The sequence below is a fragment of the Streptosporangium longisporum genome (assembly GCF_039534895.1).
In the GTDB taxonomy this organism is placed as follows: Bacteria; Actinomycetota; Actinomycetes; order Streptosporangiales; family Streptosporangiaceae; genus Streptosporangium; species Streptosporangium longisporum.
On record NZ_BAAAWD010000006.1, the window covers coordinates 1,864,201 to 1,877,453 of the forward strand.

13 protein-coding genes are annotated in these 13,253 nt (G+C 71.3%); 11 read left to right on the forward strand and 2 right to left on the reverse strand.

Annotation, left to right across the window (positions count from 1 at the left end; all coding sequences use genetic code 11):
- Positions 1 to 13: 13 nt before the first annotated feature.
- Complete coding sequence (gene pcaD, locus ABD832_RS12645; protein WP_344893467.1) at positions 14 to 754, reverse strand: 3-oxoadipate enol-lactonase; 741 nt, start codon at positions 752 to 754, stop codon at positions 14 to 16.
- 153 nt (positions 755 to 907) lie between these two features.
- Between pcaD and ABD832_RS12650 the strand changes: the two genes are divergently transcribed.
- From ABD832_RS12650 to ABD832_RS12675, 6 genes are all read left to right on the forward strand, one after another.
- Positions 908 to 1,726 (forward strand): class I SAM-dependent methyltransferase, encoded by an 819-nt coding sequence (locus tag ABD832_RS12650; RefSeq protein WP_344893097.1) that lies wholly within the window; start codon positions 908 to 910, stop codon positions 1,724 to 1,726.
- A gap of 334 nt (positions 1,727 to 2,060) precedes the next feature.
- Complete coding sequence (locus ABD832_RS12655; protein ID WP_344893100.1) at positions 2,061 to 3,542, forward strand: MFS transporter; 1,482 nt, start codon at positions 2,061 to 2,063, stop codon at positions 3,540 to 3,542.
- A gap of 573 nt (positions 3,543 to 4,115) precedes the next feature.
- Positions 4,116 to 6,239 (forward strand): sensor histidine kinase, encoded by a 2,124-nt coding sequence (locus ABD832_RS12660; RefSeq protein WP_344893103.1) that lies wholly within the window; start codon positions 4,116 to 4,118, stop codon positions 6,237 to 6,239.
- Positions 6,240 to 6,364: 125 nt separating this feature from the next.
- The gene (locus ABD832_RS12665) at positions 6,365 to 6,790 is read left to right on the forward strand and encodes a roadblock/LC7 domain-containing protein (RefSeq protein WP_344893106.1); all 426 of its coding nucleotides are present in this window, start codon (positions 6,365 to 6,367) and stop codon (positions 6,788 to 6,790) included.
- Between the two features lie 20 nt (positions 6,791 to 6,810).
- The gene (locus ABD832_RS12670; RefSeq protein ID WP_344893109.1) at positions 6,811 to 7,137 is read left to right on the forward strand and encodes a DUF742 domain-containing protein; all 327 of its coding nucleotides are present in this window, start codon (positions 6,811 to 6,813) and stop codon (positions 7,135 to 7,137) included.
- On the forward strand, positions 7,118 to 7,726 hold the full coding sequence (locus tag ABD832_RS12675; RefSeq protein ID WP_344893112.1) for a GTP-binding protein: 609 nt from the start codon (positions 7,118 to 7,120) through the stop codon (positions 7,724 to 7,726). Before ABD832_RS12670 ends, ABD832_RS12675 begins: the two co-directional genes overlap by 20 nt.
- 17 nt (positions 7,727 to 7,743) lie before the next feature.
- Here the strand turns inward: ABD832_RS12675 and ABD832_RS12680 are convergent, their stop codons facing one another.
- Positions 7,744 to 8,427 carry a TetR/AcrR family transcriptional regulator gene (locus ABD832_RS12680; RefSeq protein ID WP_344893115.1) on the reverse strand — a complete coding sequence of 228 codons (684 nt, stop codon included), beginning with the start codon at positions 8,425 to 8,427 and terminating at the stop codon, positions 7,744 to 7,746.
- 205 nt (positions 8,428 to 8,632) lie between these two features.
- Between ABD832_RS12680 and ABD832_RS12685 the strand changes: the two genes are divergently transcribed.
- The 5 genes from ABD832_RS12685 (at position 8,633) to ABD832_RS12705 (ending at position 13,247) form a co-directional block, all read left to right on the forward strand.
- Positions 8,633 to 9,865: an acyl-CoA dehydrogenase family protein gene (locus ABD832_RS12685; RefSeq protein ID WP_344893118.1), complete on the forward strand. Its 1,233-nt coding sequence runs from the start codon at positions 8,633 to 8,635 to the stop codon at positions 9,863 to 9,865.
- Entirely contained in the window at positions 9,862 to 10,716 is an 855-nt protein-coding gene (locus ABD832_RS12690) for an SDR family NAD(P)-dependent oxidoreductase (RefSeq protein WP_344893121.1), read from the forward strand. The genes ABD832_RS12685 and ABD832_RS12690 overlap by 4 nt, the downstream gene beginning before the upstream one ends.
- A gap of 162 nt (positions 10,717 to 10,878) precedes the next feature.
- Entirely contained in the window at positions 10,879 to 11,169 is a 291-nt protein-coding gene (locus ABD832_RS12695; protein ID WP_344893124.1) for a hypothetical protein, read from the forward strand.
- A gap of 432 nt (positions 11,170 to 11,601) precedes the next feature.
- Entirely contained in the window at positions 11,602 to 12,492 is an 891-nt protein-coding gene (locus tag ABD832_RS12700) for an ABC transporter ATP-binding protein (protein WP_344893470.1), read from the forward strand.
- A gap of 35 nt (positions 12,493 to 12,527) precedes the next feature.
- Positions 12,528 to 13,247, forward strand: a complete 720-nt coding sequence (locus tag ABD832_RS12705) for an ABC transporter permease (RefSeq protein WP_344893127.1) — start codon at positions 12,528 to 12,530, stop codon at positions 13,245 to 13,247.
- Positions 13,248 to 13,253 lie beyond the last annotated feature (6 nt).

Consider the following 13,253-nt stretch of genomic DNA (forward strand, 5'->3'; position numbering starts at 1 on the left):
GATCGCTTCCGGGTCACTCCCCCAGGAGGTGGTCCAGCAGGTGCCGGGAGACCGTTTCGGGCCGCTCGGCGCTGGCCAGGTGCGCCGCCCCGGCCACGACGACCAGCCGGGAGCCCGGGACGCCCGCGGCGATCAGTTCCGCGTGCTCGGGGGGCGTGGCCGGGTCCTCGGCCCCGGCGAGCACCAGCGTGGGCGTGGTGATCAGCGGAAGGTCGGGCCGCAGGTCCATGGCCCCGATCGCCTCGCAGCAGGCGGCGTACCCGGCGGCGGAGACCTCGCCGAGCATCCTGAGGTACGGCTCCGTCCCGGTGTGGCCGGGGGTGAACCAGCGGGCCGCGGCCGCCTGCGCCAGCGAGGCGGTGCCCGCCTCGCGGACCGTGGCGGCCCGCTCCGCCCAGTAGGCGGGGGTGCCCAGCCTCGCGGACGTGCACAGCAACGCGAGCCGGTCGATCCGTTCCGGCGCGTGCGCGGCCAGCCACATGCCGATCATGCCGCCGAGCGAGAGTCCGGCGAAGGAGACCCGGGGCATCTCCAGCCGGTCGAGCAGGTCCAGCACGCCGCGGCCCAGCTCGGCGATGGAGCCCGCGCCGCCCTCGGGGGAACCCCCGTGGCCGGGATGGTCGAGGCGGACGACCCGGAGGTGAGGGGTCAGCGCCTCCATCTGGGGGTCCCACATCCGCAGCGTGGTGCCCAGCGAACCGGCCAGCACGACCGGCGGGGCGTCGGCGGGACCCGCGATCTCGTGATGCAGCATGTTCACCTACCGAACATGAGTTCCTTATCCGGACACACCGGAGCGTAGACGATGGGCGCGCCGGGGGAACGCGTCCGGGTCCGGCCATGTGCTGTCACCTTCCGTGTCACCGCGTTTACCATGCGGTCGAGCTCAACACCCGGGGAGGGTCCGATGACCGGCCAGAACGTCGTGAACGTGTCCGCCGACGCGTCCACCTACGTGTTCGACAACGACGGCGACCACTCCGGCGACCAGCATCGCCACCTCGCCCGGTTGCTCGACCCGCTGACCTTCGGACGCCTGGAGTCGGCCGGGGTCGGGCCCGGCTGGAACTGCCTGGAGGTGGGCGCCGGAGGCGGCAGCGTGGCGCTCTGGCTGGCCGAGCGGGTGGCGCCGCACGGGCACGTGCTGGCGACCGACATCAAGCCCGGCCTGATCCCCTCGCGGGAGGGGCTGACCGTCGTCCGCCACGACATCGTCGCCGACCCGCTGCCGGAGGGTGCGTTCGACCTGATCCACGCCCGCCTCGTGCTCAGCCACCTGCCGCGGCGCGACCGGGTGCTGCGTCGCCTGTGCGCCGCGCTGCGCCCCGGTGGCCTGCTGCAGCTCGACGAGATCGACATCACCCGGTGGGCGGAGCCGTCCGTCCCGGACGGCCACGAGGTCTACGGTGCCTACGTCCGGGCCATGGCCCGTGTCCTGGGAACCGCGGGGAGCGACCCGACCTGGGGTGCGCGGGTCGCCGGGGAGATGGCCCGGGCGGGCCTGGTGGACGTCGATCCGGTGCGCTGGACCGAGGTGTGGAGACCGGGCTCCGCCGGCCTGGACCTCATGATCAGCAACAGTCGTCACCTGCAGGACCGGCTGGTGGAGGCCGGGATGACCCCCGATCGGCTCCGCGAGGTCCGCGAGGTGATGTCGGCCCCGGGATTCAGCGCCCCCTCGTTCGACATCCACTCCGTTCTCGCCCGCAGGGCCTTCGGCGGCTGAGGGGACGGACCGGTCTCCCGCCGCCGTACGGCCGCATCCAGTCACCTCGGCAAGGACGTGTTTCGCTGGGTTTGACCGTTCGTCGCGCCGGGGATGGGGACGATTCACAGGGCCCTGTCCGGGTTCTGTCACGGGTTCGGTCACGGGCCGGTCATGGGGATCGGCCCTCGATCACCTCGGGAAAGGGGCGAGCCGCGGGATCCGGCCCCTGTCGATCCGCGCCCGGCCGTGACAGATGCTGTCCGGCCCATTTACGACCGCTGTGATGTGTGCCACCCTCCCTAACAAAGCTCTAGAAGCAGATTCTAGATTTTGGTTACAGGAAGGCCGGCGCATGGTCGACACGCCCACCACCCCCCGCCTGAAACTCGGAGCACCCCGCAACGGGGAGATCGACGCGACCTCCCGGGCCCCCTACGGCTGGGCTCCGCTGGCCGTGCTCTTCGTCGTCGGGCTCGTCGACCGCATCGAGCACAACCTGCTCGCGGGTGTGCTGCCGCTCCTGCAGGCCGAATGGGGCTTCAGCGACACCGTGGCGGGTTCCATCCCGACCGCCTCGGCCCTGGCCGCCGCCCTGGTGGCGCTTCCCGCCGGGTACATCGCCGACCGGCGCAGCCGTACCCGGATCATCACCGTCGTCGTCTTCTGCTGGGCGCTGGCCACGCTCGGTTCGGGCCTGGCCACCAGCTTCGCGCTCTTCTACATGATGCGGGTCTTCCTCGCCGCCGCCGAGAGCATCGACAACCCGGCGGCCGGCAGCCTGCTGGCCGACTACTACCCGCCGGCCTCCCGCGCCCAGGCCTACGGCTGGACCCGTATCACCGCCTACCTGGGCGGCATCGGCACACTGCTCGGCGGCGTGCTCGCGGAGGCGTTCGGCGACTGGCGCAGCGCCTTCCTGATCATGGTCGTGCCCGGCGTGCTCACCGCCCTGCTCGTCTGGCGGCTCCGCGAGCCCGAGCGCGGGCATCTCGACCGGCTGTTCGCCGAGCGGACCGGCGCCGGTTCCGGTCCCGCGACCGGTCCCGCGGGCGGAGCCGAGGCCTCCGGCGGTCTCGGTTCCAAGCCGGCCCTCGACGTCGCGGGCGGCTCCGGCATCGGTGCCGGAACCTCCGACCTGGGGGCCGTCGGCGGCTCCGAGGACGGCCCCGCCCGTCCGGCGTCCGCCAGGCAGCCGTTCGGCCGCCAGTTCCGCGAGGTCATCACCATCCCCACCCTGCTCGCGGTCTCCTTCGGCCTGATGCTGGTCAGCCTGGGCCTGGGCGGGGTCTTCTACTGGCTCCCCTCGCTGCTGGTACGCAACTTCGGCATCGGCATCGGGGCCGCGGGGTCGCTGAGCGGCCTGATGACCATCGTCGGGGTGGTCGGCGGGACGCTGATCGGCTCCTGGCTGGGCCGGGTCTGGCACGGCACCCGCAAGGGAGGCAGGCTCCTGGCGGGCGGCGGGGGCATCACGGTGGGCTCGGCCACCCTGGCCGCCGCGCTCACGATGAACTCCCTCGCCCTGTTCTGCGTGGTGCTGACCCTCTCCAGCGTGCTGATGTCGATGGCCATCCCCAACCTGACCGCCTCCCTCGCCGACGTGGTCCCCGCCGCCTCCCGGGGGATCGGGTTCGCCATCCTGCAGCTGTTCCTCACCGGGGGCGTGGCGTTCGGCCCGCTGATCGTCGGCATCGTCTCCGACGGCACCGGTTCGCTGGTCTCGGCCATGTACGCCCTGATCGTGCCGATGGTCGTGGGCGGCCTGATCACCCTGTCCGCGCGCGGCTTCTTCGAGCGTGACGCGCGACGGGTGCTGGAGGCAGCCCGCCGCTGACCGGCCCGCCCGGACTCCCACGCCGTCCGGAACGCCCGTCCCCCGGGTCCCGGCGCCGTCCGGAATGCCCGGCCCCCAGGTCCCGGCGCCGTCCGGAACGTCCGGATCCGGGCGTCCCCGGATGCGGGGGACGTCCGGATCCCCGGTGCCGTCCGGGGTCCGGGCGGACGGTGACGACGTGGAGGGGGAGGGGACGCGCGGGCCAGGGCGGCGGGGTCCTGGGCCGCGGTGGCGGCGGTGGAGCGTCCGGGCGAAGATCCAACCCGGATGAACAGGCATAATGCGCCAGAAGCGGTATTTTATCGGGAATTGCTCACCCGAACCGGTGTGAACATTGATACTTAAACTTCGCTCCTGTGGCTTGAAGCTGGATCTGTCCCATGGGCATAGTGTGTCGAATCACATACGCAACGGTTACGGCGTGCGACCGTGGGACACCGTTCCCCGGCCGTCGGCCTCCTGCAGGAACCGCGGATTGGACAGGTCGAATGAGTTCCCCCCCCGCCGATCCGATCCAAGATCCTCAAGATCCTCGTCATCCCGATCCTCGCGCTGGTCGCGCTGTGGTCGTTCATGGCCTACTCGACCGTCGTGGAGGTCAGCGGCCTCTCCACGACCCTGAACCGCTGGGAGTCGATCGGGGCGCCGATCCGGCAGCTGATCGTCGAGTTCCAGAACGAGCGCAGGCTCACCGCGAGCGCGGCCGACCGTACCGGGCAGGACGGGGCGCTGGCCGACCAGCGCAGGATCACCGACGGCAAGGTGGAGGTGGTCCGCGAGGTGATCGCGTCCACCGCGGCCCACGAACCCGGTAACGCCCCCGTCGACGTGCGGGTCCTGGAGTCGGCCATGGACGGGCTGGACGCGCTGCGCGTCTCCGCGGACAGCGGCTCGATGAGCGCGATCCAGGTGACCGAGGCCTACAACGCGTTCATCGGCGCGGCCAACCGGCAGTTCGGCGACCCGGCGGCGCTCCCCGAGGTCTCCTCCTTCCGGGTCGTCCGCGGCCTGGGCGCCTACAGCAGCACCGCCGAGTACCTGGGCAGGGAGCAGGCCATCCTCATCCCCGTGCTGAAGCGCGGCGAGATGACGCAGGCCGAGCACGCCGCCTTCGTCGCGGCGATGACCAGCCGCAGGAACTACCAGGCCTACGCGGACCGGGACATGGGGCCCGAGCTGAAGGCGCGCTACCAGCAGGTCGTCGGGGACGCGCCCCACCAGCGGCTCCAGGCGGCGGAGAACACGATCTTCGCGTGGGACCTGAAGGGCAGGCCGCCGCTGGACGCGGCCGCCTGGAAGCGCGACTCCCAGACGGTCCTGGACACCATCACCCGGCAGACCCAGGAGGAGCTGGCCAGGGCCACCGCCAAGGGCGAGACGCTCAAGCGCGACGCCCTGCTGCGCATCGGCCTGGTGCTCGGCCTGGGCCTGCTCGCCATCGTCGCCTCGGTGCTGGTCTCCTACCGGTTCGGCCGATCCATGATCGCCGAGCTGAGGCGGCTGCAGGCCTCGGCCGTGGAACTGGCCGAGGAGCGGTTGCCGCGGCTGGTCGAGCGGCTGCGCAAGGGCGACGACGTCGACCCGGCGACCGAGGCCCCCGAGCTGGAACCGGCGGAGACCGCCGAGGTGGACCGGGTCGTGCAGGCGTTCTCCAGTGTGCGGCGCACCGCCGTGGAGGCCGCGGTCGGGCAGGCGACGCTCCGCAAGGGCGTCGGCCAGGTCTTCCTCAACCTCGCCTGGCGCAACCAGGCGCTGCTGCACCGTCAGCTCAGCCTCCTGGACGCGATGGAGCGCCGCATCGAGGAGCCGGAGATCCTGGAGGACCTCTTCAAGCTCGACCACCTGACCACCCGCATGCGGCGGCACGCGGAGAACCTGATCATCCTGTCCGACGCGGCGCCCGCCCGCAGGTGGCGCGACCCGGTGCCGATCTTCGACGTGGTGCGCAGCGCCGTGCTGGAGGTCGAGGACTACACCCGCGTCACGGTTCTGCCCATGCCGCAGGCCCCGATGCTGGTGGGCGGCGCGGTCACCGACCTGATCCACCTCATCGCCGAGCTGGTGGAGAACGCCACCGCCTTCTCGCCGCCGAACACCGTGGTCCACATCCGGAGCATGTCGGCGGCCAACGGCTTCGCGCTGGAGATCGAGGACCGGGGCCTGGGACTCAACCGGACGACCCTGGACGAGCTCAACGCCAAGCTGGCCGAACCACCGGAGTTCGACCTGGCCGACAGCGACCGGCTCGGCCTGTTCGTCGTCGCCAGGCTCGCGTCCCGGCACGGCATCAAGGTCGTGCTGCGGCCCTCGCCCTACGACGGGACCACCGCGATCGTGCTGCTGCCGTCCACCCTGCTCGCGGTGGAGGAGGTGCCGGTCTTCGAGGTCTCGCAGCGCGCCCGCCAGGGCGGTGCCCACGCGGCCGGGCCGCCCCGGGCGCTGGACATGCAGCCCGAGTCGTGGCCCAGGACGCTGCCCGGCGTTCCGGAGCGGCAGCCGGCCGCACCGGTGCCCGAGCCGGTGACCGGATGGTTCCCGGCCCAGGAGCGGCAGGAGCAGCCCCCCCACCGTTCCCGTCCGGCAACCGGCCGCCGCACCGGAGGCCGACGACGACCTGGACGGGCTCCCCGTCCGGGTACGGCAGGCCAATCTGGCGCCCCAGCTTCGCCAGACGCGTTCCCCGGTGCGGCGTGGTGAGGTCTCCACGCGGACGCCGGAGGAACTCTCGAACCTCATGTCGTCCATGCAGCAGGGCTGGCAGCAGGGCCGTAGCCGGTGTGAGCAGGACCAGGACGTGTGGACCCGAAAGGAGAGTCGCCCCGATGCCCGACCCCAGATCTGAACTGAGCTGGCTGCTCGACGACCTGACCCAGCGGGTCCCGGGCATCCGGCACGCCATCGTGCTGTCCTCCGACGGGCTGGCGATGGGCGGCTCCCGGCAGCTGACCCGGGAGGACGCCGAGCACCTGTCCGCGATCTCCGCGGGAAGTCACAGCCTCGCGCTGGGCGCGGGCCGGCACTTCGGCCTCGGCGGTGTACGGCAGACCATCATCGAGCTGGAGGGCGGTTTCCTGTTCGTCACCGCGGCGGGGCAGGGGGCCAGGCTGGCCGTGCTCGCCGCGGGCGACGCCGAGCTGGGCATGGTGACGTACGAGATGGCCCTGCTGGTCAAGCGCGTCGGCGAGCACCTGTCCGCGCAGCCGAGGGGGGCCGCCCCGGCGCCCGCCTGGAACGGTGTGAGGTCATGACCGGGGAGGATCCCGGGCCCTTGATCAGGCTGTTCGGGGTGACCGGCGGCAGGGCCCGCCCGGTCGGGGAGAGCTTCGACCTGGTGGCCATCGTCACGACCGTCGACGTGCCGGCCGAACCGGTCGGGCTGATGCCCGAGCATCTCGACGTGCTCTCCTCGTGCCGCCGTCCCACCCCGGTGGCCGACGTGGCCGCGCACCTCCGGCTGCCGCTCAACATCACCCGCGTCCTCCTCAGCGAGCTGAGGCGAGAGGGCCTGGTCACCATCGACCGGCCCCGCCCGGTGGGGAAGACGATCGACGAACGTATATACAGGGAAGTGCTCCATGGAATACGCGGCCTCTGAGCCGGGGACGAGCCCGGCCGACACTCCGGCGATGGCCATCAAGATCCTTGTGGCCGGTGGCTTCGGAGTCGGGAAGACGACCATGGTGGGCACGATCAGCGAGATCAGGCCGCTGCACACCGAGGAGCTGCTGAGCGAGCGCGGGGTCGGCGTGGACGACCTCTCTGGCGTGGAATCGAAGATCACCACCACCGTGGCGCTGGACTTCGGCCGGATCACCATCCGCGAGGGGCTCTGGCTCTACCTGTTCGGCACCCCGGGCCAGGACAGGTTCTGGTTCATGTGGGACGAGCTCTCCGTGGGCGCGCTCGGCGCGGTCGTGCTCGCCGACACCCGCCGCCTGCAGGACTGCTTCCCCGCGGTGGACTACTTCGAGCAGCGCGGCCTGCCGTTCGTGGTGGCGGTCAACTGCTTCGACGGCGCGCGGCGGCACGACCCGGCCAAGATCCGGCGGGCCCTGGGCCTGGACGGCGTGGCCCCGATCGTGCTGTGCGACGTGCGCCGGCGCGAGTCGGTCAAGGAGGTGCTGACCACGCTGGTCACCTACTCGGCCGGGGGCGCCTTCCAGGAGGCCCACGCCGGGGTCTGACCGCACTCGCCGAAGGCTCAGCGGGACGTCCGGCCGGTGGCCTGGCGACTGTCGCGCTCACCGAGGAGCCGCGCGGTCTCCGGGGAGACCTCGGTGGCCAGCACGGCGGACACGACGTCGACCAGGTGGCTGGTGAAGAGCCGGTCGTCCTTCCCCTCCGGCCCGGCGGCGCGCCGGGCGAGCTCCACGTACGTCACCCGGATGGCCATGAAGCGCTGGTGCAGCCGGGTGACGGCGACCTCGGGCAGGAGCGGGGCCACCAGTTCCCGCCACCGGTTGATGCTCTGCGCGGGGTCGGCCTGCCTGCTCTGCAGGGCGGGCACGCCGGCGCGGTGCACGAGCTGCTCCATGATCCTCAGGTAGGCGCGGCCGCCGTCGGGGTCGGCCAGCTTCGCGGCCATCGGCCGCACCAGCGCGCCCGCGAGGGTGCGGCGGGTCCCGGCACCGGGTGGCTCGTCCCTGGACTCGTACTCGTCGAGGAGCTGGTGACGGCGGGCCTCGATCTCGGGATGGTGCTTGGCCAGCACCGCGGCCAGCAGACCGGCGCGGTCCCCGAAGTGGTACTGCAGCGCGGTCGAGTTCCGCTGCCCGGCGGCGGCGTTGATCTCGCGGAGCGACACGCCGTCGATGCCCCGTTCGGCGAAGAGCAGCTCGGCCGCCGCCACCAGACGCCTGCCGGTGGCCTCCGGGTTAGGGGGCATGGGAACTCCTGCCTTGCCGGTGGATGTGCCGATGACTATGGTAATAATGCACGTGTCTGAAAACGTCGATCAGCCGCATCAAAGGTCGCGGCCCACGGCACAGGATAGAGGCGATCGGCGTGACGTCCGCGACTCCCGGGACTCCCGGTGACCTCCCGCGACCTGCCGGCACGTCACGGAACCGGTAACCGGTCAAGGGGAGAGCATGGCCATCGACTTCACCCTCGCGCCCGAGCACGAGGAGATCCGGCGCCGCGTGCGGGTCTTCATCCAGGAGACCGTCGTCCCGGCCGTCGAGGGCCTCGACGTGGACAGGGAGACCGGACGCGACGAGTACCTCCGCGTCATCTTCGACCTGCGCGCCAAGGCGAAGGCCGAGGGACTGTGGCTGCCGCACATGCCCGTCGAGTGGGGAGGGATGGGGCTCGGCCACGTCGAGCTCGCCATGGTGCAGTCGGAGGCGGCCAAGACCCGGCTCGGGCCGTGGGTCCTCAACTGCTCGGCGCCCGACGAGGGCAACATGCACACGCTGCTGCACTGGGGCACCGACGAGCAGAAGGAGAGGTACCTCAGGCCGCTGCTCAAGGGCCACGCCATGTCGTGCTTCGCGATGACCGAGCCCGAGGTGGCCGGATCGGACCCCACGCTCATCCGTACCCACGCCGTCAAGGACGGCGACGAGTGGGTGATCAACGGCCACAAGTGGTTCATCTCCAACGCCCGCCGGGCGAGCTTCGCCATCCTCATCGCCAAGACCGAGCTCGACGTGCCCGAGGGCTCGCGCGGCGGCAACACCGCCTTCCTCGTCGACCTCCCGCAGCAGGGGTGGAACGACGTCCGCGAGGTCGAGACGATGCACGGCTCCACCGGGCACAGCGAGATCGTCATCACCGACCTGCGGGTGCACGACGACCAGATCCTCGGCGGACGCGGGAACGGCCACCGGCTCGGCCAGTACCGGCTCGGCCCGGCGCGGCTGGCGCACTGCATGCGCTGGATCTCCCAGGCCGAGACCGCGCTCGACATGATGGTCGACCGCGCGCTCAACCGCTACAGCCACGGGTCGCTGCTGGCCGAGAAGCAGGGCATCCAGTGGCTCATCGCCGACTCGGCCATGGAGCTCTACCAGTGCAAGCTCATGGTCCTGCACGCCGCCTCGAAGATCGACAAGGGTGAGGACTTCCGTACCGAGGTCTCGATGGCGAAGCACTTCGTGGCCAACAGCCTCAACCGGATCGTGGACCGCGCGGTCCAGGTGCACGGCGCGCTCGGCTACTCGACCGACACCCCGCTGGCGAACATGCTCCAGCACGCCCGCTGGGCCCGCTTCGCGGACGGCGCCGACGAGATCCACCAGATGCGGATCGCCGAGCGTACGATCGCGGCGTACCGGAGCACGGGATCGACCAACGCCGCCACCGGAGGACTGCCGCTGTGAGCACGCAGGAGACGAGCACGGGAACCGCCCGGAACGACGGCACGGGGGGCGGGCTGCTCAGCGGCCTGGTCCCGCAGCCCGCGATCCAGGCGTCCAACATGGTCCGCGGCGACGACCTGGAGGGAAAGGTGGCCCTCGTCACCGGCGGGAGCAACGGCATCGGCGCGGGCGTGGCCCGGCGCCTGGCCTCCGGCGGGGCCCGCCTCGTCCTCGCCGACGTCGACGACGCCGCGGGCGAGAAGCTCGCCGGCGAGCTGGACGCGACGTACGTCCACTGTGACGTCTCGCGCCTGGAGGACAACGAGGCGGCGGTGGCGACCGCGGTCGAGCGGTACGGCAGGCTCGACCTCGCCTTCCTCAACGCGGGCATCTCCTCGGGCTGCGGGGTGGGCGAGGACTTCGACCTCCGGCGCTACCGCCTGGCGATGGGCGTCAACCTCGACGGCGTCGTGTTCGGGGTGCACGCCGCCCTGCCCGCGCTGCTGGCGGCGGGCGGCGGCACCATCGTGGCCACCGCCAGCATGGCCGGCATCGTCGGCATCCCGTCCGACCCGATCTACGCCGCCAACAAGCACGCGGTCGTCGGGCTGGTCCGCACGCTCGGCCAGGACCTCCAGTCGCGAGGGGTGAGGGTGCAGGCGCTCTGTCCCTCCTTCGCCGACACCGCGATCCTCGGCGAGGGCAAGGCCGTGCTGGAGCAGCTCGGCTTCCCCGTCCTGGAGGTCTCGGACGTGGTGGAGACGTTCATGCGGCTGCTCGACAGCGAGGGCACCGGCGAGTGCTGGTTCGTGATCCCCGGCCGGGAGAGCCAGCCCTTCGCCTTCCGCCGCGCCCCGGGTCCGCGGGCCTGAGTCGATCCGCTCCGCCCCGCGTGGTCCGACGAACTCACCCCTGAACCCGTGGTGTTCAGGCTTCAGGCGCCTGCCGGTCTCCGCCACTGCGGCCTGTTAAAGAATGATCTAACATTTCTTTGTCAGGTATTTTTACAGTCTGTTGATCGGAAGGTTCGAAGCATGTTCAAACGGGGGCTGGGCGTACTCGCCGCCACGGCGCTTCTGTGCGCCGTGAGCGGGCCGACGACCGCGTCGGCGGCATCGGCCACGTCGGCCACGTCGGCCACATCGGCGACATCGGCGGCGTTCTGGCACACGGTGATCTGGTATCACCCGGCCAGTGCGGCGAATCACACCAAATGCAAGATCGACGGTAAGAGCTTCGGGGGCGCCTGGCGGTGTGTGTACTATCCCGACAGCTACCCTCCGCACCAGGGACAGCCCCACTACGAGCTTCAGATCCTGGAGTAGGGGACCCCTTGTTCCCGCGAAGGTTCCCGCTTCCGGACGAGCCGGGGAAACACGCTCTCCGTCACAGCCGGGCGTTGTCCGGGCAGACGGATCGGTAGCCGGTCGTCGCACCCGGCCGGGTGCGACGACCGTGGGCGGGCCGTCGGCCGGGTGAACAGGTGACCGGGCCGTAGACGGTGAGCAGGGGAGCGGGTGCCGGCCCTCGCCTCGGAACGCGAGGTGAGGGCCGGCACCGCCATCCTGACCGGACCGGTCCGTCGTCGCCGTTCACGGGCCGGAACGGCACGAGGCGAAGGCGTTCGCGGCTGGGCCGCCGCGACGACGGTGGCGCCGTCGTGACACCACGTCATGCGTTCGCTCCGGGAACGTCACGTGCGGGTCGTGACGTGGCCGCACTGCCCGGTGGGCGCGGTGGCTGATGGGATCGACGGCATGTCCTCCACACCGGTCATCGACGTCGAACGTCTGAATCTCACCTACGGCGACTTCCACGCCGTGAAGGACCTGTCCTTCCAGGTACGGCCGGGGGAGCTGTATGCGCTGCTCGGCACGAACGGGGCGGGGAAGACCTCGGTCCTGGAGACCGTCGAAGGCCACCGCAGGGCCACCTCGGGCACCGTGCGGGTCTTCGGGCGGAGCCCGCACGACCGGCGCGCCGTGCGGCCCAGGACGGGCATCATGCTGCAGGAGAGCGGGTTCTCCCCGGACCTGACGGTGAGGGAGTCGGTCCGGCTGATCGGAGCGCTCACCCGGCGCACGGACACGGTCGAGCGCGTGCTCGGCGTCGTGAACCTCACCCGCAAGGCCGGCACCACGGTGGCCCAGCTCTCCGGCGGCGAGAAGCGACGCCTGGACTTCGCCACCGCCGTGTACGGAACACCCGAGCTGATCTTCCTGGACGAGCCCACCACCGGCCTGGACATCCGGTCCCGGGACGATCTGTGGGACACCGTGGGCAGGCTGCGCGAAGCCGGCTCCACCGTCGTCCTGACCACGCACTACCTGGAGGAGGCGCAGCAGCACGCCGACCGCATCGGTCTCATGCACGGGGGCACCCTTCACCGGGAGGGGACCGTCTCGGAGCTGACACAGGCCATGCCCGCCACCATCCGCTTCTCCCTGCCGGTCCCCGCCCCGGCGGTGCCGCTGCCGCTGCCGGCCGTACGCGACGGCGACGGGACGTTCCTCGTCGAGACCTTCGGCCTGCAGAAGGACCTGCACGTCCTGCTGGGCTGGGCACAGGAGCACTCGGTGGAGCTGCGGGGACTCCAGGCCGGACCGACCCGGCTCGACGACGTCTTCCGCGCCATCGGCAACGGCTGAGACCGGCCGGACCCTCCAAGGAAAGGACCTTCGTCATGCTCTCGATCGCTCTCGGCGAGCTGATCCAGATCTTCCGGAACCGGCTGGTCCTGGTCACCGGTCTCGTCATGCCCGCGGTGGTCAGCGGGTTCTTCATCCACCGGCACGAGGCCTTCGCGGCCCTGGGCAGCCTCGGGTACATCGCGGCGATCACGATGTTCACCGTGGGGGCGTTCGGGCTCTACACCACCGCGGTGACCACCCTGGCCTCCCGTCGGCAGAACCTCTTCCTCAAGCGGTTGCGCTCCACCGCGGAGGGCGACGCCGGCATCCTGGCCGGGCTGCTCCTCCCGATCACCGTCATCTCGCTGGTCCAGGTGGCCGTGATCATGACCGTGCTGGCCGCGGTCGCGGGCGGGCCGGGCAACGTCCTCCTGCTGGCGGCGGCCGTCCTCTCGATGATGATCATGATGCTCGGCCTGGGGCTGGCCACGGCGGGACTGACGAACTCCCCCGAGCACGCGCAGGTGACCACGCTGCCCGTCAGTCTCGGCGCCATCGCCGTGGCCAGCTGGGTGGGCATCACCGGCACCGGGGAACTCACCCTGCTCAAGCGGCTGCTTCCCGGTGGCTCGGCCACCGAACTGGCCGTCACCGCCTGGAACGGCGGCGTCCCCGTCACCGAGTCCCTGATGCTCCTGGCGCCCACGCTGGGCTGGGTGGTCGTCGCCGTCGTGCTGGCCTCCCGGATCTTCCGCTGGGAACCGCGCCGATGACGACAC

Excerpts from the sequence above, each read along its gene's own strand:
- pcaD (WP_344893467.1), bottom strand. The coding sequence starts at position 754 with ATGCTGCATCACGAGATCGCGGGTCCCGCCGACGCCCCGCCGGTCGTG.
- ABD832_RS12650 (WP_344893097.1), top strand. The coding sequence starts at position 908 with ATGACCGGCCAGAACGTCGTGAACGTGTCCGCCGACGCGTCCACCTAC.
- ABD832_RS12655 (WP_344893100.1), top strand. The coding sequence starts at position 2,061 with ATGGTCGACACGCCCACCACCCCCCGCCTGAAACTCGGAGCACCCCGC.
- ABD832_RS12660 (WP_344893103.1), top strand. The coding sequence starts at position 4,116 with ATGGCCTACTCGACCGTCGTGGAGGTCAGCGGCCTCTCCACGACCCTG.
- ABD832_RS12665 (WP_344893106.1), top strand. The coding sequence starts at position 6,365 with ATGCCCGACCCCAGATCTGAACTGAGCTGGCTGCTCGACGACCTGACC.
- ABD832_RS12675 (WP_344893112.1), top strand. The coding sequence starts at position 7,118 with ATGGAATACGCGGCCTCTGAGCCGGGGACGAGCCCGGCCGACACTCCG.
- ABD832_RS12680 (WP_344893115.1), bottom strand. The coding sequence starts at position 8,427 with ATGCCCCCTAACCCGGAGGCCACCGGCAGGCGTCTGGTGGCGGCGGCC.
- ABD832_RS12685 (WP_344893118.1), top strand. The coding sequence starts at position 8,633 with ATGGCCATCGACTTCACCCTCGCGCCCGAGCACGAGGAGATCCGGCGC.
- ABD832_RS12695 (WP_344893124.1), top strand. The coding sequence starts at position 10,879 with ATGTTCAAACGGGGGCTGGGCGTACTCGCCGCCACGGCGCTTCTGTGC.
- ABD832_RS12700 (WP_344893470.1), top strand. The coding sequence starts at position 11,602 with ATGTCCTCCACACCGGTCATCGACGTCGAACGTCTGAATCTCACCTAC.
- ABD832_RS12705 (WP_344893127.1), top strand. The coding sequence starts at position 12,528 with ATGCTCTCGATCGCTCTCGGCGAGCTGATCCAGATCTTCCGGAACCGG.